Annotated in this window: 23 protein-coding genes; 7 read left to right on the top strand and 16 right to left on the bottom strand. The window is 54.9% G+C overall.

From position 1 onward, the window contains the following. The first annotated feature begins 223 nt into the window (after positions 1 to 223). The 3 genes from OGW17_RS06625 to OGW17_RS06635 all read left to right on the top strand — a co-directional run bounded on the left by OGW17_RS06625 (position 224) and on the right by OGW17_RS06635 (position 2,876). Positions 224 to 919, top strand: coding sequence for a phosphohydrolase (locus OGW17_RS06625; protein WP_071258791.1), 696 nt, complete (start codon positions 224 to 226; stop codon positions 917 to 919). A 72-nt stretch (positions 920 to 991) separates the two neighbouring features. Continuing rightward, entirely contained in the window at positions 992 to 2,425 is a 1,434-nt protein-coding gene (locus OGW17_RS06630) for a DNA cytosine methyltransferase (protein ID WP_071258789.1), read from the top strand. Further along, the gene (locus tag OGW17_RS06635; RefSeq protein ID WP_071258786.1) at positions 2,406 to 2,876 is read left to right on the top strand and encodes a very short patch repair endonuclease; all 471 of its coding nucleotides are present in this window, start codon (positions 2,406 to 2,408) and stop codon (positions 2,874 to 2,876) included. Before OGW17_RS06630 ends, OGW17_RS06635 begins: the two co-directional genes overlap by 20 nt. Here OGW17_RS06635 and yedA read toward each other — a convergent pair. Then, complete coding sequence (yedA, locus tag OGW17_RS06640) at positions 2,865 to 3,785, bottom strand: drug/metabolite exporter YedA (RefSeq protein ID WP_071258783.1); 921 nt, start codon at positions 3,783 to 3,785, stop codon at positions 2,865 to 2,867. The two genes, OGW17_RS06635 and yedA, sit on opposite strands and share 12 nt — an antisense overlap. Positions 3,786 to 3,962: 177 nt before the next feature. Here yedA and OGW17_RS06645 point away from each other — a divergent pair, with 177 nt between their 5' ends. From OGW17_RS06645 to dgcQ, 3 genes are all read left to right on the top strand, one after another. Beyond that, complete coding sequence (locus OGW17_RS06645) at positions 3,963 to 4,874, top strand: DUF808 domain-containing protein (protein WP_071259069.1); 912 nt, start codon at positions 3,963 to 3,965, stop codon at positions 4,872 to 4,874. 78 nt (positions 4,875 to 4,952) lie between these two features. After that, positions 4,953 to 5,135, top strand: a complete 183-nt coding sequence (locus OGW17_RS06650; RefSeq protein WP_286452146.1) for a YodC family protein — start codon at positions 4,953 to 4,955, stop codon at positions 5,133 to 5,135. Between the two features lie 98 nt (positions 5,136 to 5,233). Beyond that, positions 5,234 to 6,949, top strand: a complete 1,716-nt coding sequence (dgcQ, locus tag OGW17_RS06655; RefSeq protein ID WP_071258780.1) for a cellulose biosynthesis regulator diguanylate cyclase DgcQ — start codon at positions 5,234 to 5,236, stop codon at positions 6,947 to 6,949. 170 nt (positions 6,950 to 7,119) lie between these two features. Here dgcQ and yodD read toward each other — a convergent pair whose 3' ends face one another. Next, positions 7,120 to 7,347, bottom strand: a complete 228-nt coding sequence (gene yodD, locus OGW17_RS06660; protein WP_024130232.1) for a YodD family peroxide/acid resistance protein — start codon at positions 7,345 to 7,347, stop codon at positions 7,120 to 7,122. A gap of 130 nt (positions 7,348 to 7,477) precedes the next feature. Between yodD and dsrB the strand changes: the two genes are divergently transcribed. After that, on the top strand, positions 7,478 to 7,666 hold the full coding sequence (gene dsrB / locus OGW17_RS06665) for a protein DsrB (RefSeq protein ID WP_012131894.1): 189 nt from the start codon (positions 7,478 to 7,480) through the stop codon (positions 7,664 to 7,666). 55 nt (positions 7,667 to 7,721) lie between these two features. Here the strand turns inward: dsrB and rcsA are convergent, their stop codons facing one another. The 14 genes from rcsA to fliF form a co-directional block, all read right to left on the bottom strand. Beyond that, positions 7,722 to 8,345, bottom strand: coding sequence for a transcriptional regulator RcsA (rcsA, locus tag OGW17_RS06670; protein ID WP_047462896.1), 624 nt, complete (start codon positions 8,343 to 8,345; stop codon positions 7,722 to 7,724). 280 nt (positions 8,346 to 8,625) lie between these two features. Then, the gene (gene fliR, locus OGW17_RS06675) at positions 8,626 to 9,420 is read right to left on the bottom strand and encodes a flagellar biosynthetic protein FliR (protein ID WP_012131896.1); all 795 of its coding nucleotides are present in this window, start codon (positions 9,418 to 9,420) and stop codon (positions 8,626 to 8,628) included. 6 nt (positions 9,421 to 9,426) lie between these two features. Next, entirely contained in the window at positions 9,427 to 9,696 is a 270-nt protein-coding gene (gene fliQ, locus OGW17_RS06680; protein WP_012131897.1) for a flagellar biosynthesis protein FliQ, read from the bottom strand. 9 nt (positions 9,697 to 9,705) lie between these two features. Beyond that, a complete protein-coding gene (fliP, locus tag OGW17_RS06685; RefSeq protein WP_012131898.1) occupies positions 9,706 to 10,443 on the bottom strand; it encodes a flagellar type III secretion system pore protein FliP in 738 nt (245 codons plus the stop codon). Next, positions 10,443 to 10,817, bottom strand: a complete 375-nt coding sequence (gene fliO, locus OGW17_RS06690; protein ID WP_071258777.1) for a flagellar biosynthetic protein FliO — start codon at positions 10,815 to 10,817, stop codon at positions 10,443 to 10,445. Before fliO ends, fliP begins: the two co-directional genes overlap by 1 nt. Before the next feature lie 2 nt (positions 10,818 to 10,819). Beyond that, a complete protein-coding gene (gene fliN, locus OGW17_RS06695; RefSeq protein WP_012131900.1) occupies positions 10,820 to 11,233 on the bottom strand; it encodes a flagellar motor switch protein FliN in 414 nt (137 codons plus the stop codon). Continuing rightward, on the bottom strand, positions 11,230 to 12,234 hold the full coding sequence (fliM, locus tag OGW17_RS06700) for a flagellar motor switch protein FliM (RefSeq protein ID WP_012131901.1): 1,005 nt from the start codon (positions 12,232 to 12,234) through the stop codon (positions 11,230 to 11,232). The genes fliN and fliM overlap by 4 nt, the downstream gene beginning before the upstream one ends. A 4-nt stretch (positions 12,235 to 12,238) precedes the next feature. Further along, positions 12,239 to 12,706 carry a flagellar basal body-associated protein FliL gene (gene fliL / locus OGW17_RS06705; protein ID WP_012131902.1) on the bottom strand — a complete coding sequence of 156 codons (468 nt, stop codon included), beginning with the start codon at positions 12,704 to 12,706 and terminating at the stop codon, positions 12,239 to 12,241. Positions 12,707 to 12,810: 104 nt separating this feature from the next. Beyond that, positions 12,811 to 14,025 (bottom strand): flagellar hook length control protein FliK, encoded by a 1,215-nt coding sequence (gene fliK / locus OGW17_RS06710; RefSeq protein WP_114647341.1) that lies wholly within the window; start codon positions 14,023 to 14,025, stop codon positions 12,811 to 12,813. Further along, entirely contained in the window at positions 14,022 to 14,465 is a 444-nt protein-coding gene (fliJ, locus tag OGW17_RS06715) for a flagellar export protein FliJ (RefSeq protein ID WP_012131904.1), read from the bottom strand. The genes fliK and fliJ overlap by 4 nt, the downstream gene beginning before the upstream one ends. 21 nt (positions 14,466 to 14,486) lie before the next feature. Further along, a complete protein-coding gene (fliI, locus tag OGW17_RS06720) occupies positions 14,487 to 15,857 on the bottom strand; it encodes a flagellar protein export ATPase FliI (RefSeq protein ID WP_012131905.1) in 1,371 nt (456 codons plus the stop codon). Next, positions 15,857 to 16,561 (bottom strand): flagellar assembly protein FliH, encoded by a 705-nt coding sequence (fliH, locus tag OGW17_RS06725; protein WP_071258771.1) that lies wholly within the window; start codon positions 16,559 to 16,561, stop codon positions 15,857 to 15,859. The genes fliI and fliH overlap by 1 nt, the downstream gene beginning before the upstream one ends. Then, positions 16,554 to 17,552: a flagellar motor switch protein FliG gene (gene fliG, locus OGW17_RS06730; protein WP_012131907.1), complete on the bottom strand. Its 999-nt coding sequence runs from the start codon at positions 17,550 to 17,552 to the stop codon at positions 16,554 to 16,556. Before fliG ends, fliH begins: the two co-directional genes overlap by 8 nt. Further along, positions 17,542 to 19,218: a flagellar basal-body MS-ring/collar protein FliF gene (gene fliF, locus OGW17_RS06735; protein WP_058669296.1), complete on the bottom strand. Its 1,677-nt coding sequence runs from the start codon at positions 19,216 to 19,218 to the stop codon at positions 17,542 to 17,544. Before fliF ends, fliG begins: the two co-directional genes overlap by 11 nt. Between the last annotated feature and the right edge of the window lie 198 nt (positions 19,219 to 19,416).

Genomic DNA, 19,416 nt, shown 5'->3' on the forward strand with positions numbered 1-19,416 from the left:
TTAACTGTGTTATGTTCTTCTTTTAATAAATTATGATTTACGTTTTTGGAATTTATTTTGTGAATGCTTTATCGTAATTAACGCTATTTTAACGTCGTTCGGATTTTCTTTTTATTCCATTTATTGCCTTCGTCAACCTGTCTGATACCTCCTCCCGTAATCATTGAGCGTGAAGACAAGGCGGAATATTGCTAATGTTGCTTTCTGATTCAGAGGAGGCAGCGTGGATTTACACTACTGGCAATCGCAGTTCGAAGCGTGGTTGGGCAAAAATCACCACGAGCAGGATAGCGCCCATGACATTTTTCATTTTCGTCGCGTCTGGGGAACGGCACAAAAGCTGTCGACGGATGAGGATGTTGACTGGCTTGTTGTGCTGACCGCGTGTTATTTCCACGATATCGTCAGCCTGCCGAAAAATCATCCCGATCGCCATCGTTCATCCGTGCTGGCCGCTGACGCGGCACGTCGCATATTAATGAACGATTTCCCTGCGTATCCTGAAGCGAAATTAGCGGCAGTCAGTCATGCGATTGAGGCGCACAGTTTTAGCGCCCACATTGCGCCAATGACCAGCGAGGCGAAGATTGTGCAGGATGCCGACCGGCTTGAAGCACTGGGCGCAATCGGTCTGGCGCGCGTGTTTGCCGTTTCCGGCGGGCTGGGCGTTTCGCTATTTGATGCTGAAGATCCCTTCGCGCAACGTCGCCCGCTTAACGATAAGCAATTCGCCCTCGACCATTTTCAGACAAAACTTCTGACCTTGCCGCAAACCATGCAAACCGTGCGGGGAAAGCTGCTGGCAGAGCATAATGCCGACTTCCTGGTGACCTGGATGGCGAAGCTAAGCGCGGAGCTAAGAGGGGAGTACGACACGTTGGATCAGACGGTAATTCAGGCTTTTAGCCGCGATAAGTAGTGACCATACCCAAAACGTAAACGCGTTCATTTTGTGTTAACCTGTCGAATATCAATTTCGCCGGTTAAATGTATGCAGGAAAATCTTTCAGTAACAGGTTTCCAGGATCTGATGACGGACAATGCCGGGGCTGCCGTACAGGCGTTGCTGGGCAAACTGCTGGAAATCTATGATGTGAAAACGCTGGTGGCGCATCTGAATGGCGTTGGGGAGAACCACTGGAGCCCGGCTATTTTTAAACGCGTCGTGGCGAACGCAACGGCGTGGCATCGTCTGAGCGAGAGCGAATATACGCACCTCAGGACATTGTTGCCAACGCCTCCGGCACACCATCCGCATTATGCCTTTCGTTTTGTCGATCTCTTCGCCGGGATCGGCGGAATTCGCCGTGGCTTTGAAGCGATAGGCGGGCAGTGCGTGTTTACCAGCGAATGGAATAAACACGCGGTACGCACCTATAAAGCCAATTATTACTGCGATCCGCAACGGCATCATTTCAATGAAGATATTCGCGATATTACGCTGAGCCACCGCGACGGCGTGAGCGATAGCGAAGCGGCGGAGCATATTCGCCAGCACATACCGGAGCACGATGTTCTACTGGCTGGTTTTCCCTGCCAGCCATTCTCTCTGGCAGGGGTATCAAAGAAAAACGCGATGGGGCGGGCGCATGGTTTCGCCTGCGATACGCAGGGGACGCTCTTTTTCGATGTCGTGCGGGTTATTGACGCCCGACGCCCGGCGATTTTTGTGCTCGAAAACGTCAAAAACCTGAAAAGCCACGACCAGGGAAAAACGTTTCGCATCATTATGCAAACGCTTGACGAACTGGGGTATGACGTCGCTGATGCTGCGGATAATGGGCCGGACGACCCGAAAATTATTGATGGCCGCCATTTTTTACCCCAGCATCGGGAGAGGATTGTGCTGGTGGGGTTCCGCCGCGATCTTAATCTGAAAACCGATTTTACGCTGCGGGATATTGCCACACGCTATCCGCAGCAGCGCATCACGCTGGCGGAACTGCTTGAACCGGCGGTTGAAGCGAAATATGTGCTGACGCCGGTATTGTGGAAGTATTTGTACCGCTACGCGAAAAAGCATCAGGCCCGGGGTAACGGTTTTGGCTATGGGATGGTCTATCCTGCGAATCCCGGCAGCGTAACGCGCACATTGTCGGCGCGTTACTATAAAGATGGCGCGGAGATACTGATTGACCGTGGCTGGGATATGGCCGCAGGAGAGGCGAATTTCGACGATCCGGTGAATCAGCAGCACCGTCCACGCCGGTTAACGCCCAGAGAGTGCGCGCGGTTAATGGGATTTGAATCGCCGCAGGGATATCAGTTCCGCATTCCCGTTTCAGACACCCAGGCCTACCGTCAGTTTGGTAACTCCGTCGTGGTTCCGGCATTTGCCGCAGTAGCAAAACTGCTGGAGTCGAGAATTAAACAGGCCGTTACATTGCGCCAGAAAGAGAGCCAGCATGGCGGACGTACACGATAAGGCGACGCGCAGCAAGAATATGCGGGCGATAGCCACGCGCGATACGGCGATAGAAAAACGCCTTGCCGGTCTGTTGCAGGAGCAGGGGATGGCGTTTCATGTGCAGGACGCCACGTTGCCCGGACGCCCGGATTTTGTCGTGGATGAGTATCGCTGCGTTATCTTCACGCACGGCTGTTTCTGGCATCATCATGACTGCTACCTGTTCAAAGTTCCCGCCACGCGTACCGAGTTCTGGCTAAACAAAATCGGTAAAAATGTGGAGCGCGATCGGCGAGACATGCTGAGGCTTCGCGAGCTTGGCTGGCGTGTGCTGATTGTCTGGGAGTGTGCTTTGCGTGGCCGGTTGAAACTCAGCGACGCCGCACTGGCGGAACGGCTTGAGGAGTGGATCTGCGGCGGTGGCCCCACCGCGCAGATCGACACGCAGGGTATTCATTTACTGGAGTGATTTCTCCGATTCGCTCACTGCGGTCGTGGGTCTGGCGGGAAACAAATATTTCCCGAGCGTCACCAGGACGACAGCGAAAACAATTACCCCTAATGCCAGCCACTCGACGGAAGAAAGGCTTTCTCCCCCCAGACCTGTTCCCAGTAACACCGCCACTACCGGGTTGACGTAAGCGTAACTGGTCGCCAGCGCCGGGCTGACATTACGGATCAAATACATATAGGCGTTAATGGCGATAATGGAACCGAATAGCGCCAGATAACCTACCGCCATGAAGCCGGAGAGCGTCGGCATCGTCGTCAGCTTTTCCCCGGCGATAAAGGAAGCGAACATTAGCACAACACCGGCAGCCAGCATTTCAATCGCTCCGGCCATCATGCCTGTCGGCAACGCGATGCGGGCGCCGAACACGGAGCCGAATGCCCAGCTCATCGAGCCAATCAGGATCAACAGCGCGCCCCAGGGGTTGCCGCTCAAATTTCCGCCGCTATTGAGCATGATGATCCCCGCCAGGCCGATGGCGATGCCTGTCCACTCCAGTTTTCGCGTTTTAATGCCAAAGAAATGGCTGAAGCACAGCGTGAAGAGTGGGACCGTCGCGACCACCACGGCGGCGATGCCGGACGGTACATCCTGATGTTCCGCTACGGTAACCAGACCGTTCCCCACCGCCAGCAGCAGAATGCCAATCAGCGCGGCATTGAGTAATTGACGCAAAGGGGGCAGTTTATGCCCGCGAAGAAGTAAGAATGTTGTTAACAAAATCCCCGCAGACAGAAAACGGACGCCCGCCATCATCAGCGGCGGCCAACTCTCAACGCCAATACGAATAACGAAGTACGTGGAACCCCAAATGATATACAGCGCGAAGAGCGCGCTAAAAAGTGGTAGTAACTGCCTGAAACGCATAATCCCTCACGGCGGAAATAAAAAGGTGCAACATAGTAAACGTCAAAACTATCGCGCTGGCGAGCGTTATAATTGCACTCTTTTGTTAAATTTTTGTTGACGATTGCTACCCGTTTCGGCATTACGTTTTTTACTTCATACTTACCTCTTCAAAAGAAAAATATTGAGGGATTTATTTTGGCAGGAAGTAGTTTGCTGACGTTGCTCGATGATATCGCCACGCTGTTGGATGATATCTCGATGATGGGAAAACTGGCCGCGAAAAAAACGGCAGGCGTATTGGGTGATGACCTGTCGCTAAACGCGCAGCAAGTGACGGGCGTGCGGGCGAACCGCGAACTGCCGGTCGTCTGGAGCGTGGCGAAAGGGTCGTTGATCAACAAGGTCATCCTGGTGCCTCTGGCGCTGCTGATCAGCGCTTTTATCCCGTGGGCGATTACACCGTTGTTGATGATTGGAGGCGCTTTTCTCTGTTTTGAAGGCGTAGAGAAAGTTTTACACACGCTTGAGGCCCGAAAGCACAAAGAGAGCCCGGAGGCGCGTCAGCAGCGTCTGGCCGCGATCGCCGCACAAGATCCTCTCACGTTTGAGAAGGAGAAAGTGAAAGGGGCTGTGCGCACCGACTTTATCCTTTCTGCGGAGATCGTCGCGATTACGCTGGGAATTGTCGCGGATGCGCCGTTGCTCAATCAGGTTCTGGTGTTGTCCGGTATCGCGCTGGTGGTGACGATTGGCGTTTATGGTCTGGTGGGACTCATCGTAAAACTGGACGATATGGGGTACTGGCTGGCGGAAAAACGCAGCGTACTGGCTCAGGCGGTGGGCAAAGGGCTACTGGTTACGGCGCCCTGGCTTATGAAGGCGCTGTCCATTGTCGGCACACTCGCGATGTTCCTGGTGGGGGGCGGGATCGTGGTGCACGGCATCGCGCCATTACACCACGCGATCGAACATTTTGCTCAGCAGCAGAATGGTCTTATTGCGCTCACGCTTCCCATGTTGATTAATCTGGTGCTCGGTTTCATCATCGGCAGCGTGGTGGTAGGGCTGGTAAAAACTGTTGCCAACGTTCGCGGTGGTTCGCACTAATTTATGCCTCGCCGGATTATGCAAAAAAGCCCATCGTCGTCTAAGGTGAAAAAGTTTCACTGGATACAGGAGGCAGGTATGGTCTTTTTTGTCAGTGAGGAAGTTATCGCAAAAGAAGGTGGTCCACGCATGACCGTAACCGGTTATTCCAGCGGCATGGTGGAGTGCCGTTGGTATGACGGTTTTGGCGTCAAACGGGAAGCATTCCACGAGAATGAACTTATGCCCGGTGATGGCAGGCGGTTGCGGGAAGATGTCTGATAAAGGAACGCCCGGTTAATGCCGGGCGTTTTGTTACCCCAGAAAATAGCCGTTGAGTCGCGACACATAGTCCAGGAATAAAAGTAGGGAGCCGTCAGGTGCCGCATGAAACAACGCCAGGAAACTGGAGCTGGCTGAGAACGTTAGCACGACGCTTTGGGCCAGGCCATGTCGTAAATATCTGTTTTCTGGTTGTGATGATTTGTTCAACATTGCTGACCTGGCGTGAAGTGGTCGTGCTGGAGTCGGCATACCGGGCCAGTCAACGTAACCATCTGGAAAACGTTGCTAATGTGCTGGACAGACAGCTGCAATTCAGCGTGGATAAACTCTTGTTTCTGCGCAACGGTATGTACGAAGCGCTGGTCACGCCGCTCGATTTTGCCGACCTGCACGATGCGGTGGCGCAATTTGCGCAACTGCGCGGCAAAAGTTTCTGGCAACTGGAGCTCGACAGACGGCGAACGTTACCGCTTAACGGCGTCTCTGACGCGTTTGTTAACCGTACAACGCTTCTCACGCGGGATAACGATGCGCTGGCAAACGAGTTAAGCGCCGCGCTGGAACTGGGGTATTTGTTACGGCTGGCGCATTCTTCTACCATGCTGGCGCAGCGGACAATGTATGTTTCGCGTTCAGGCTTTTATGTCTCAACTGAACCCACAACCAATGGCGGCGATATTATGTCCCGCTATTACCAGTATGTGATCCAACCCTGGTTCAGCGGGCAATCCCAACGACAAAATTCAGCGCGCGGCGTGCGCTGGTTTAGCTCGCCGGTGCCGGGCGGCGAAGTGCAACAAAAAGTCACCGTGAGCCTGTCGCTGGATAACGAAAGACACTGGTATGGCGTGCTGGCAATGGATATTCCGGTGTCATCCATGAAGCGTTTCCTGGAGGATGCGGTCGAAAAAGATTCCGAAGGGGAGTACCAGCTCTACGACTATCAGCTCAGGCTACTGGCGACCTCAACGCCGGAAAAGCGTCAGGTTAATACCTTTGATGACCTTGAACTGGCGTTGCTCGCGAATGACATCGAACATGATACGCATGGCGGTATCCGTATGGGCAGCCGCTATATCAGTTGGGAAAGGCTGGATCATTTCGATGGCGTGCTTTTGCGTGTTCATACCCTGAGAGAAGGCGTGCAGGGGGCTTTTGGCAGTATCAGTATTGCGCTTGGTCTCCTGTGGGCGCTTTTCACGATGATGTTGCTCATCTCATGGGTTGTTATCCGCAAGATGGTCAGCAATATGTTTGTGCTGCAAAGTTCCCTGCAATGGCAGGCCTGGCACGATCCTTTGACGCGGCTGTATAACCGTGGCGCATTGTTTGAGAGGGCGCGCGTACTGATACAGCGCTGCCACGCGCAGCGACAGCCGTTTTCCGTTATTCAGATCGATTTGGATCACTTTAAGAGCGTCAATGACCGTTTCGGCCATCAGGCGGGAGACCGGGTGCTCTCCCATGCCGCCGGGCTTATTAGCGGCACAATACGTTCGCATGACCTTGCCGGGCGCGTAGGCGGCGAAGAGTTCTGTATTGTCTTACCGGGGACGACGCTGGTGCAGGCAGCACAGATCGCAGAGCGGATACGCCAGCGCGTGAACGACAAAGAAATCCTGATCGCAAAAGGCACGACTCTGCGCATTAGTGCATCGCTGGGCGTAAGCGGGGCGCAGGAGAACGGAGACTACGATTTTGAACAGTTGCAGTCGCTGGCGGATCGCCGGTTGTATCTGGCAAAACAGGCCGGGCGCAATCAGGTTTGTGTCCGTGACGACCATCCCGCGCCGTCGCCTGATACACGCTGAACCATTAGCTGTATTAATCATTTCTGCGAGAAATATTTGCTTGTCATACAAAAAAATTGCAGATAAGGTAAAACGCACATCAGATTTTCTGGTGTAACGAATTTTCAAGTGCTTCTTGCATAAGCAAGTTTGATCCCGGCTCTGCGAGCCGGGATTTTTTTCACCCCAGATCAGCGATTGATTTCCGTGACGCTAAAATCATGAATATCGAGTTCAAACGCATCCGCTAATTCATGCCATGTATGATAATCGCGGCCATCCACACTGACTTTCTCAGGATCATCAGCGCTGCGATGAATTTCGCTCTCGCTGATTTCATTGATCGCCGCGAGCAGGGCGTCAACATCAACGCTGACTTCGCGCTTGGCCGTTTCGCTGTACTCTTTCGCGGTTTTCATCTTCAGTACCTCATTTAACCGTGGCATCTGTAAGTATAGACCGTTGAGAAAACCAGCAATCACGCGCGGCAGACGCTGCCAGAAAAAGGAATTTGTTCTACACTGGCACAAAGCCACAGGAGGATAATTGATGAAGGTGAATGATCGGGTAACAGTCAAAACAGACGGCGGCCCTCGTCGGCCAGGCGTGGTATTGGCGGTTGAAGAGTTTAGTGAAGGTACGATGTACCTGGTTTCGCTGGAAGACTACCCGCTCGGTATCTGGTTCTTCAATGAGTCAGGCCATCAGGATGGGATCTTTGTGGAAAAAACAGAGTAATGTGATTTTCGTCGCTTTTACCCTGACTGGTGGAATATCCACCAGTCAGGGGGCCTCATCGCATGTTAACAAAAATTCCGTTTGTCACGTTATCCGTCAGCCGCACGACATGATAGATAACCTGTTTATTATGCGTTTTTATCTTCCGTTTAATATTCCCTTTGTGGGATGACACCGTCTTTGCCTTGATATTCATTTGATCTGAAATCTGTATTGTTCCCTGTCCATCCATCCACATTCGCAACATACTGGATTCAGTACGGCTTAAAGATAACGTAGGTAAATTTACTACTCCTACAATATCCGTCTCTTTTTTCAGAATATCGCCAAGAATATCATCCAGAGAATCGGGCTTAATTGATTTTGAACTAATCAATAAGTTTTTTCTTACTAATAAGTATTCATCAAAATGCACATTAGCAATTGCCATAAAAACAATAAATAACGTGTTGGGATGCTGATTAATGATCTGCTTTATTTGCTGACTGTTAGATGGATCATGGATGAAACAGTCCTCATTAATAAACACCACAGAAGGCTGCTGTGAGTCACAAGCGATGGCGAGTTCGTCAACGGTCTCAATGTCGTTGATTTCCCTTTTTTTCACCCCTCTGCTTACCAGATACCCGGTCAAACCTAGCCGGGTGTAACTGCATAAATCCATAATAATCGTTGACATGGCATACCCTCACTCAATGCGTAACGATAATTCCCCTTACCTGAATATCTCATCACAACCCAACGGAACAATAATAGTGACCTAAGATGACGCTTTCGCTGTTTTCAGGCGAACTTACTATCCCGTAAAGTTACGTATAATTTGCCAGGAATCTTCTCAAAGTAAAGTAAATGTTATGTTATGTGAGTAAGGTAAAAACAAATAAAGCGCAGCAGATATATCCTGGTAGATGTTTTTAGATTTTAAATTTAGGAAAATCCTTAGTAAGACAGGATAAAAATTATGGGTTATTGGTTGTCGGCATTTCGCTAACGATATCAGCAAGCAAATTGAAAATTTCACCGAATAAGTGTTCACAGAAAGGGGCAATTAATGGCATGAGCGCGGTTATTAACAAAATGCCGACGGATAAGGTTAGCGGGAAGCCAATAACAAATACGGATAACTGCGGAGCCATACGGTTTAATAGCCCGAGCGACAGGTTGAGTGTGAGCAGTAACGTAATGACCGGCAAGGCTAACATGAGTCCGTTGAGGAAGATCAGTCCGCCTGCCCGGGCGAGCGCCAGAAACGCATTGCTGTTGACCGGGTCACCGCCGATAGGCAGCGTATGGAAGGTGTCTACCAGCAGCGAGATCAGCCACAGATGACCGTTAAACGTAAGAAACAGCAGCATGGCGAGCATGTCGAGGATTCTGGCGAGTACCGGCATATTGAGGCGGCTGCCCGGATCAACAAACGTGGCGAAAGAGAGACCCATTTGCAGACCGATGAATTCCCCCGCCGTACGCACCGCAGCAAAGGCAAACTGCATGGTAAACCCTAGCGCAATGCCGATCATGATTTGCTGCATGGCGAGCCATAAGGCTTCGGTGGAAAAAACAGGCACATTATTCGCCGGGAGTGAAGGGGCGATAATGAGAGTGATCATAAACCCCAGCCCCAGCTTTACCCGTTTGGGAACCGTGCGTTCACTGAGGATCGGCGCGGTAGAGATCAGCGCCAGTACACGTAACAGCGGCCAGAAGTAGAGGTTAAGCCAGTATAACCATTGATCGCTTGTGACCTGCAACATCGCGTCTTATCCGATGATATACGGCAAGTTACTGAACAGCGTACGCACGTAATCCAGCAGCAGGTTAAGCATCCAGGGGCCCGCCACAATAATCGCCGTAAATACCGCCACAATTTTCGGGATAAATGACAGCGTCATTTCGTTGATCTGGGTGGCGGCCTGTAAAATACTGATGATAAGGCCGGTAAACAGCGCAACCAGCAGCAGAGGCGCGGCAAGCGCAAGCGCGACCTTCATTGCCTCCGTGCCTATCATCATGACCGATTCGGGTGTCATTTCGCGCCTCTAACTGTAAAAACTTTGGGCAAGAGAGCCAACGAGCAACTGCCAGCCGTCGACCAGGACAAAAAGCATAAGCTTAAACGGCAGCGCAATGGTGGCCGGCGGCACCATCATCATCCCGAGCGCCATCAACACGCTGGCGATAACCAGATCGATAATCAGGAAGGGGATGAAAATCGTAAAACCGATCTGAAAAGCGGTTTTTAACTCGCTGGTGACGTAGGCCGGGAGCAAAATTCGCATCGGCACGGCTTCCGGCCCCTGTAGCGGACCGCTGTTTGCCAGACGCGCGAACAGGCCCAGGTCAGCCTCACGGGTTTGCCGCAGCATAAACTCCCGTAGCGGCTGAGCGCCTTTTTCCAGCGCTTCCTGCATGGAAATCTTTTCTTCGCTGAAAGGCTGCCAGGCATCCACGTAAATTTTGTCGATAACCGGCGACATAATAAAAAACGTCAAGAACAGCGCCAGTCCGAGAAGCACCTGGTTTGGCGGCGCAGAGGGCGTTCCCAGCGCGTTTCGCAGCAAGCCGAAGACGATAATGATGCGGGTAAAGCTGGTCATCATCAGCAAAATGGCGGGCAGGAACGTCAGTGACGTAATAAAGACCAGCGTCTGTACCGGCAGGGACCAGCTTTGCCCGCCGCCGGGTAGCGGTTGGCTGACCAGTCCGGGTAATTGTGCGAACGCGGCAGGGCTGATAAACCACAAAGCCATCAGCGTGAGGGATAACAAACGGCGCATCAGGATCTCCCGGAACGCTTCAACAAACTCTTCATCATGGCCTGGAAATCCGCAGGGGCGGCCGGTTTTTCTTCTGCAACGACAGGCGCAGGGGGGAGGGTATGCAACACATTGACTTGCGTGGCCGTGACGCCCAGTACCAGCCGAGCGTCTTCAACATCGACAATGACCACGCGCTCACGCTGGCCCAGCGAGGTGCTGGCTGACACTTTCAACCCTCGCGTACCGGCGCCTTTGGGCGCAAACCCCAGGCGTTTAATGACCCAGGCTGCGACCAGAATCAACACGATGATCCCAAACAGCGCGCCGCTCACCTGAACTAACGGCGAGCCTGATACGGCAGAGGGCTGTGAAACGGTAGCCTGGGTTTTCATGCTTAACGGCTCAGACGACGCATACGTTCAGACGGCGTGATGATATCCGTGATGCGCACGCCGTATTTATCGGCGACCACCACGACTTCACCCTGGGCAATCAGGTAGCCGTTAATCAGAATATCCAACGGCTCGCCTGCCAGTCCGTCCAGTGCGACCACCGAACCCTGCGTCAGGCGCAGCAGCTCTTTGATGGTCATGCGCGTGCGACCCAGCTCCACGGTCAGCTTGACCGGAATATCCATGATTAAATCGATATCCTGTAGGTTTCCACTGACGTCGCCGCCGCCCAACTGCTGGAAGACGGCATCGGCCGCGCTTTTGCTGGTCGTTGTTTTTTGCTCGTTTAACGCGTCAGCCCACAGATCGTCCAATGCGCCGGTATTCTCATCGGACGGATTATTCATGTCACTCATTTGGGCTGTTCCTCATTCAGCGAATTCAAAATCGGGTTGATCAAATGCTCTACGCGCAACGCATACTGACCGTTCACGGTGCCATACTGGCTGGTCAGTACAGGTACGCCGTCCACATGAGCAATAATGCGGTCGGGTTTTTCAATCGGCAGCACGTCGCCGGGTTTCAGCTTTAATATCTGGGAAAGGCGCAGCGGGATGTCCGCAAAGTTCGCCACCAGCTCCAGCTCTGAATGCTGAACCTGACGCACCAGATTGTCGCGCCAGTTCTGATCTTCATGACGCGAGTTTTCCAGCGGCGGGTTCACCAACAGCTCCCGCAGCGGCTCAATCATGCTGAAAGGCAGGCAGATGTTGAACTCGCCTGTCAGGTTGCCAATTTCGACGTGGAACGGTGTGTTCACCACAATGTCGTTCGGAGAGGTGGTGATATTGGTGAATTTCACCTGCATCTCAGAGCGAACGTACTCCACTTCCAGCGGGTTGATCGCTTTCCACGCGTCGCTGTAGCTTTCAAGCGCCAGCTTCAGCATGCGGTTGATAACGCGCTGTTCGGTATGCGTAAACTCACGACCTTCCACTTTGGTCGGAAAACGCCCGTCGCCGCCAAACAGGTTATCCACGGCGATAAACACCAGACTCGGCGAGAACACCACCAGACCCGTACCGCGCAGCGGCTTCAGATGGATCAGGTTCAGGTTGGTCGGTACGGGTAAATTACGCGCAAATTCGTGATATGGCTGAATGCGGATCGCGCCCACGGTAATATCCGGGCTGCGACGCAGCAGGTTAAACAGCCCCATACGGAATTGACGCGCGAAACGTTCGTTAATGATCTCCAGCGCCTGTAGGCGCTCGCGCACCACGCGACGCTGTGTATTGGGATCATAAGGACGAATATCATTGTCGCCCACGCCGCCAGGGGTGGGTTCGTCTTTGGCCTCGCTGTCGCCGTTGAGCAGCGCATCGATTTCAGCCTGAGAAAGAATACTATCGCCCATGTCTTTACCGCAGAATGAAAGCTGTATAAAGAACGTCGGTGACTTCCTGTTTCGGTTGTCCAGCAACGAGCGGAGTAGAGAGCGTTTCTTTGATTGCCGCGATCAGCGTCTGCTTCCCGGCTTCCGTCGAAAGCGCAGTGGCATCCTGACGCGAAAACAGCAGCAACAGACGGCTGCGCACTTCTGGCAGATATTCGCTCAGACGCGCGCGCGTCACTTCGTCCTTCAGGCGCAGCGTAATCCCGATATACAGCACGCGATCGGCATCGCCCAGATTGACGGTAAACGTATCCAGCGCGAAAAATACGGGCGCTGGCGGCGGTGGCGGGGCCGCGGTAGCGCTGGCGGTCGGGTGCTCCTGCATCCGCCAGTAGCTATAGCCAGCGGTTGCGCAGGCGGCAAGAGTAATCAACACCAGCAAAGGGATCCAAATTGAGCGTTTGCTCTTTCTGTTAATCGCGGAGTCAGTCATCAGATACGGGCTTCCTGTTTCGGTACAGCTTATTGGCTGATTATCCCGTGTCCTGTCCACGGCAAAGCGTGGAAAAGACGCGGATAATCATGCTACCTCTGGCGTTAGGCGAAGATATCCACCGCGCCATCGCCGCGAGCGGCAGCCTGGAGCGAGCCCGGCGTCGTCAGTGCGATGTCATCTTCGGCGGCAAAAGCCTCTTGTCCCTGCGCGCGGGAAGCGTGCTGCTGCTGGGATGACGACTGCTGCTGTCCGGCGAAACTTTCACTGCTGATACTGCTTTGTCCCAGCTGGATGCCGTTTTCCGCCAGTTGGGTACGCAGTACGGGTAACGCGGCTTCCAGCGCGGCGCGAACGTGGCTATGCGCTGACACCATTTGCAGTTGCGCCTGGTTATCATCCATTTTGAGGGAGATTTGAATCTGCCCCAGTTCCTCCGGGTGCAGACGCAGTTCCGCGCTCTGCTGCCCCTGGCGGGTAAACAGCGTCACATGCTGGCTTAATGACTGCTGCCACTCATGGCTGCCCAGCGGCGCGCTGAGCACCGGGGCGGCTGCGACAGGCGCGGGTTGCGTCTGCGTCGTCATACCGCCAGGCGTGGTCATGGCGCCAATGGTCGTGACCGGAGAAGGCGTGCTTTCCATGTCGGCTTTAGCGGCAGCGGCGGCGACCAGCGGCGTTACCGGCTGGTTGCTTGCTGAGTTTGCGGTGACGTCAGGCGCGGCATCCACTTTCCCTTTTTTCAGCTCGCCCGTCGTCAGCCCGGCGACCGCATCCTGCGTAGCGGCGCGCGTATCGCCACGCAGCGATGCCGGGGCGGAGAGTGCGCCTTCAGCCGACGCGGTTCGCGTGGTTGGCGTCAGCGCCGGCTGGCCCGGTAACATGGCGAAGAGCGCGCTCAGATTCGCGAGGTCTTCATCGCTCAGCGCCGGTGCGTTGTCGTCCTGCCGGGCAGTCTTACTTAACGCGTTCAGGGCGTTGCTTTTCAGCGAAGGCGTCAGCGTGGACAGCAACTGCTGTGCCTCGGTCAGGTCTGCTGTGGCGTCATCCGTCAGCAGATCCTGGCGCGCCAGAAGATCGGCCAGCGCTGTCGTCTGCGGCGTATCGGCATTTTTTTGCAGCAATCCTTTTTGCAGTTTGCCGCCTGCCGCCTGGAGATCGGCAAGCGAAAGCGGGGCATCTTTACCCTGCGCGTCGCCTGCGCCCAAAGCACCGGCTAACAGCGCCAGAAAATCCTGGGCTGAATCGGCTGTTTTACCGGCCTGAAGGCCTGTCGTTACGTCTGTGTCGGTCGTGATCAGTTGGGGCAAGGTGATCATTCGGTTTTCCTCATTGCAGCACGCTGAGCAAATTCATCCATTTTTTTCTGGTCCAGGCGGTTTTCAGCCAATAACGCTGCCGCACTTTGTCTGTCCTGTAAGGTCTGCCAGGCCTGAAGCCGTTGTTTCTTTTCACGCCAGCTGTTCAGCGCCACGTCCACTTTTTGTGTCCACTGCGTCAGCTGCTGGCGATGCTGCTCAATGGCCTTCTCCAGCGTCTGAATAAATTGCTGATAGTTAATCCAGCGGTTGCTGGCAATCCCCTGGCCCATATCGGCATTGAGATTGTTGCGATACTCATGCTGATAATCGATCAGCATTTTCAGTTGTTCTTCCGCCTGCTGGAATCCGCGTCGCATTTCCCCTAATAAGAGAGCGGCATCATCCACTTCTTTCTCGGCCAGATCTTTTAATGTTGCCAGCGCACCATGTTGTGCCATGACCTATGCCCTCCTGCTTCATCACACCGTCGGGAAAATCAGTTCCAGCGCCTGGAGAGAATCTTCCCAGTCGGCTCGTTCGAAAATACCTTGTTGCAAAAACGCCTCCAGTTGCGGCCACAGCGCGATGGCTTTATCCAGCATGGGATCGCTGCCTTTGGCATACGCGCCGACGCTCACCAAATCGCGGTTACGCTGGAAACTGGACAGCAACTGTTTGAAATTCCGTACGCGTGCATAGTGTTGCTCGGTGATCAGCGACGTCATCGCACGGCTGATCGACGCTTCAATATCAATGGCCGGGTAGTGACCGGCTTCGGCCAGACGGCGGGATAACACAATGTGTCCATCCAGGATCGCACGCGCCGAGTCGGCGATCGGGTCCTGCTGATCGTCGCCTTCGGTCAATACCGTGTAAAACGCGGTGATGGAGCCGCCGCCGTGAATGCCGTTCCCCGCACGTTCCACCAGCGCAGGTAATTTTGCGAAGACCGAAGGCGGATACCCTTTGGTTGCAGGCGGTTCGCCGATCGCCAGCGCAATCTCACGCTGCGCCATCGCGTAGCGGGTCAGGGAGTCCATGATCAGCAGTACGTGCTGCCCGCGATCGCGGAAATCCTCGGCAATACGCGTGGCATAGGCCGCTCCCTGCATTCGCAGCAGTGGCGAGACATCCGCAGGCGCGGCAATCACCACCGAACGCGCGCGCCCGTCAGCGCCCAGAATGTTTTCGATAAAATCTTTAACTTCGCGGCCACGTTCGCCAATCAGCCCGACGACGATAACGTCCGCGCGGGTATAGCGTGCCATCATGCCGAGCAGAACGCTTTTACCTACGCCGGAACCGGCAAACAGCCCCATACGCTGTCCGCGTCCGACGGTAAGCAGCGCGTTGATGGGGCGGACGCCGGTATCCAGCACATGCTCAATGGGCGTTCGCTGCAAGGGGTTGAATGGCTGAGTGATTAACGCGCCGGTTTCCGTGGTGTCTGGCGCGGGAAGACCATCCAGCGGCTTGCCGCCGCCGTCCAGCACGCGCCCCAGCAGGGCAGGGCCGAGCGGCAGCTGTTTTCCGCTTTGCAGACCTTCCCCGGCAATATTTTTTGCGTAAACGCGTGCGCCGGGAAGAATGCCTTCGACCTCTTCCAGCGGCATTAAAAACAGACGCTGGCCATTAAAGCCGACGACTTCGCTTTCCACTTCGCGTGTTTCCGTCCCGTCCTGCCGCTCAATGACGCAGGTCGCGCCGAGCGGCAGCTGCAAGCCGGTGGCTTCCAGCACCAGACCGGTGGCGCGGGTCAGCCGCCCGTAGCGACGTACCGCCGGGAGCTGCGCCATTTTGGCTTCGAAGTTATCCAGCGTATTCAGCCAGCGGGTCAGGCGCGTAGTCATCAGACGACTCCGGGAGCCGCCAGGCGGCAGAGTTCTTGCCAACGCGTGGCGACGCTGGCGTCCAGATCGCCTTCATCGGCGGACACTTTACAGCCGCCATGATGCAGCGTGGGATCGCCGCGCAAACGCCAGCCGTGCAGGCTGAGCGTGGCCCCGAGCATCTCTTCGACGCGCTGTAAATCATCCGGGTGAACGCGTAATTGCGGTTTCCCGCTGAACAGCGGTTCCTGTTGCAACAATTGCTGGATCTGTTTAATGAGTGCGGAGTTGTCCACCGCTGGCGTCTGGCCGATCACCTGGCGAGCGGCTTCCAGCGCCATTTGCATCAGGCGCGAGGCAATCACGCTGTCCAGCGCGTCCAGCGTATTCTGAAACTCGCTGACCAGTTGCTGCATTCGGGCATTCAGCGGCGCCTGTTGAGCGCGCGCCTGCGTCTGGCCTTGCTCCAGCCCTTGCGCTAATCCTTCCTGATAGCCCTGTTCGTGGCCTTTCTGGCGGCCTTCGGCGAGGCCCGCGTTATACCCTTGCTCGTGCGCCTGCATTTTCAGCTGCGCCAGTTGCTGCTCAAGCTGCTGTTCGGCACTCAGCTCCGGTTCGTCATCGATGGCTATCGGTTCGTCGCGGTGCTCCATTGGCACAAACTCGGCCAGGGGAGGGACGAGATCGTCCGGTGTCCAGATCTGCCACGGCAATTCGTTAGACATAGGTATCCTCGCCGCTGCCGATTACCATTTCGCCGGTTTCCGCCAGACGACGCACAATAAGCAGAATGGCTTTCTGTTCGTTCTCCACCTGAGACAGACGTACCGGGCCACGGTTGGCGAGGTCGTCGCGCAGAATATCGGCAGCACGCTGCGACATGTTGCGCAGGAATTTCTCGCGTAGCGGCGGCTCGGCGCCTTTCAGGGCGATCAGCAACGACTCGGAATCCACTTCCTGCAACAGACGCTGGATGCTGCGATCGTCGACTTCCACCAGATTTTCGAACAGGAACATTTCGTCGATAATTTTCTGCGCCAGCTCGCCGTCGAATTCGCGTACGGCGCTGATAACCGCCTCTTCCTGCTGGGTTTTCATCAGGTTGATGATTTCTGCCGCGGTTCTCACGCCGCCCATTTTGCTGCGCTTGAGGTTCTGACCGTCGAGCAGACCATTCAACACTTCGGTCAGTTCCGCCAGTGCGGCTGGCTGTACGCCGCCGAAGGTCGCGATACGCAGCATGACATCGTGGCGCAGACGTTCGTCGAACAGCGCCAGAATATCGGCGGCCTGGCCGCGTTTGAGATGCACCAGGATGGTGGCGATAATCTGCGGGTGTTCGTCGCGGATAAGGTCGGCGGCGCTTTGCGGCTCCATAAAGTTGAGCGTTTCAATGCCGCTGGCGGTATCCCGCGTTTCGAGGATATCTTCCAGCAGACTGGCGGCACGCTCTTCACCCAGCGCTTTAACCAGCACGGAACGCAGGTATTCGTTGGCGTTGATGTTGAGTGCGGCAAACTGTTCGGCTTCTTGCTCAAATTCCGCCAGCACATCGGTCAGCTGTTTGTTGGAAATCTGGCGCACGTTCGCCATTGCCGAACTCAGGGTTTGCACTTCGCGCGTGGAGAGGTGCTTAAACACCTCTGCCGCACGGTCTTCGCCAATGGTCATCAGCAGGATGACGCTTTTATCGGTGCCGGTAAGTTTATTGCTCATGATCGTTATTCATCCACTGGCGAATGACCAGCGCCACGACGCGCGGATCGTTATCTGACATTTCGCGAATACGCTGGCTCATCACTTCTGCACCCAGACGCTGGTTCGCCCGGCGCTGCTGGGTCTGTTCGTCTTTGCTGAGGCGAACTTCTACCGCTTCTTCGGTTTCCTGACGAACCTGCGCCTGTTCCTGCGCGGCTTTCGTCTCTTCAGCGCGGCGAGCAAGCTGCGGTCGAACCGCTTTGCGCCACAGAATCCAGGCAACCAGCAGAACCAGGAGCCAGCGACCTGCGGAGATCAACTGCTCAATAAAGGCTTGCTGTTTCCAGAATGGCAGCTCGCCGCCCAGGTCGTCCGTTGCGGTAAACGGTGAGTTCACCACGTTAAGGGTATCGCCGCGTTTGTCGGAGAAGCCCATTGCTTCGCGGGTCAGATCTTCGATCTGCTTCATCTGTTCCGTGGTTAACGGCAGCGGTTTGCCGTCCGGCAGGGCGCGGTAGTTCACCACGACCGCCACGGAGAGTCGCTGCACATCGCCCACGTTCAGTTTGGTGTGGCGAATGGTGCGATCCACTTCGTAGTTACTGGTTTCGTTGCGCTGCGTATTGCGCGGCACATTGCTGTTCGCATTGTTGGTCGTCTGCGTGTTCTGCGCGTTTTGCTGATTAGCAGGCGGTGTGCTGATCGGCGCAGCATTCGCCGGCGCAGGCTGATTCGACAGCGCACCCGGTACGCCGCCCGGATAGCCGGAGCCGATTTGCTCGCTTTCATTAAGCTGGCGTGAGCGCAGCACGGCCTGCGATGCGTCGCCGTTCGGACGGTATTGCTCTTCCGTTTGCTCTTTGTTGGCAAAATCCAGCTGCGCAGTAACCTGAGCATGGACGTTGCCGTTGCCGACGATTGGCGAAAGAATCGATTCGATACGGCGCTGAATGCGTCCTTCCACATCGCTGGCGTATTTCAACTGCGCGTCGTTCAGATCGCGGCTGCTGGTATTGGACTGAGTCAACAGATGACCGCCCTGATCGACCAGCGTGACGTTACCTGGCGGCAGACCTGCAACGGCGCTGGATACCAGATGCACCACCGCGCTGATTTGCCCTTCATCCAGCGCGCGGCCTGGTTCAAGATTGACCGTCACGGAAGCGGAAGGGGATTTCTGCTCGCGCACGAACAGAGAAGGTTTCGGCATCGCCAGGTGGACACGGGCGCGTTTTACCGGCCCCAGGGTTTCGATAGTGCGGGCCAGTTCGCCTTCCAGCGCGCGCTGATAATTGACCTGCTCGCTGAACTGGCTGATGCCGAATTTTTCCTGGTCTAACAGCTCGAAGCCGACAGCGCCGCCTTTTGGCAATCCCTGTTGCGCCAGGCGCAAGCGAAGCTCATGCACTTTATCGGCAGGCACTTCAATCGCACCGCTTCCTTCGGTGAAGCGGTAAGGGATGTTCATCTGGGTCAGCTGCGTGACAATGGCCCCGCCATCCTGATCGGAAAGGTTGCTGAACAGCGTGCGATAATCTGGCGCTTTCGCCCACAAAACCATAGCAACGATGATGGCAACGGCGGCTGATCCCGCCACAATCAGAGGAATTCTGGGATTCGCGCGCAGGCGATTAAGCCACTCGAGAGGTTTAGGTTGGGTTGCAGTCGATGCAGTCGCACTCATCTCGCACCTCGTGACTGATCGTGGACGGCGTTTTTTGCAAAGTGGAACAAGACTCACTCCCGGGTCAGCAAACTCGAAAAATTGACGGTCTCATTATTTGCGGTTTCGAATTTTTCTATGCGCCAAAAACCGAGGTTTTTTATCGCTATTTAGCGCCTTTATCTTATTGACAAACTGGTAATCTCTGCTGTGTAAAAA

The organism is Citrobacter sp. CK181 (assembly GCF_030333595.1).
Lineage (GTDB): Bacteria > Pseudomonadota > Gammaproteobacteria > Enterobacterales > Enterobacteriaceae > Citrobacter_B > Citrobacter_B koseri.

Coding starts and splice junctions, on each gene's coding strand:
- OGW17_RS06630 (WP_071258789.1), top strand. CDS start 992: ATGCAGGAAAATCTTTCAGTAACAGGTTTCCAGGATCTGATGACGGAC.
- OGW17_RS06635 (WP_071258786.1), top strand. CDS start 2,406: ATGGCGGACGTACACGATAAGGCGACGCGCAGCAAGAATATGCGGGCG.
- yedA (WP_071258783.1), bottom strand. CDS start 3,785: ATGCGTTTCAGGCAGTTACTACCACTTTTTAGCGCGCTCTTCGCGCTG.
- OGW17_RS06650 (WP_286452146.1), top strand. CDS start 4,953: ATGGTCTTTTTTGTCAGTGAGGAAGTTATCGCAAAAGAAGGTGGTCCA.
- yodD (WP_024130232.1), bottom strand. CDS start 7,347: ATGAAAACCGCGAAAGAGTACAGCGAAACGGCCAAGCGCGAAGTCAGC.
- dsrB (WP_012131894.1), top strand. CDS start 7,478: ATGAAGGTGAATGATCGGGTAACAGTCAAAACAGACGGCGGCCCTCGT.
- rcsA (WP_047462896.1), bottom strand. CDS start 8,345: ATGTCAACGATTATTATGGATTTATGCAGTTACACCCGGCTAGGTTTG.
- fliR (WP_012131896.1), bottom strand. CDS start 9,420: ATGTTGCAGGTCACAAGCGATCAATGGTTATACTGGCTTAACCTCTAC.
- fliQ (WP_012131897.1), bottom strand. CDS start 9,696: ATGACACCCGAATCGGTCATGATGATAGGCACGGAGGCAATGAAGGTC.
- fliP (WP_012131898.1), bottom strand. CDS start 10,443: ATGCGCCGTTTGTTATCCCTCACGCTGATGGCTTTGTGGTTTATCAGC.
- fliO (WP_071258777.1), bottom strand. CDS start 10,817: ATGAAAACCCAGGCTACCGTTTCACAGCCCTCTGCCGTATCAGGCTCG.
- fliN (WP_012131900.1), bottom strand. CDS start 11,233: ATGAGTGACATGAATAATCCGTCCGATGAGAATACCGGCGCATTGGAC.
- fliM (WP_012131901.1), bottom strand. CDS start 12,234: ATGGGCGATAGTATTCTTTCTCAGGCTGAAATCGATGCGCTGCTCAAC.
- fliL (WP_012131902.1), bottom strand. CDS start 12,706: ATGACTGACTCCGCGATTAACAGAAAGAGCAAACGCTCAATTTGGATC.
- fliK (WP_114647341.1), bottom strand. CDS start 14,025: ATGATCACCTTGCCCCAACTGATCACGACCGACACAGACGTAACGACA.
- fliJ (WP_012131904.1), bottom strand. CDS start 14,465: ATGGCACAACATGGTGCGCTGGCAACATTAAAAGATCTGGCCGAGAAA.
- fliI (WP_012131905.1), bottom strand. CDS start 15,857: ATGACTACGCGCCTGACCCGCTGGCTGAATACGCTGGATAACTTCGAA.
- fliH (WP_071258771.1), bottom strand. CDS start 16,561: ATGTCTAACGAATTGCCGTGGCAGATCTGGACACCGGACGATCTCGTC.
- fliG (WP_012131907.1), bottom strand. CDS start 17,552: ATGAGCAATAAACTTACCGGCACCGATAAAAGCGTCATCCTGCTGATG.
- fliF (WP_058669296.1), bottom strand. CDS start 19,218: ATGAGTGCGACTGCATCGACTGCAACCCAACCTAAACCTCTCGAGTGG.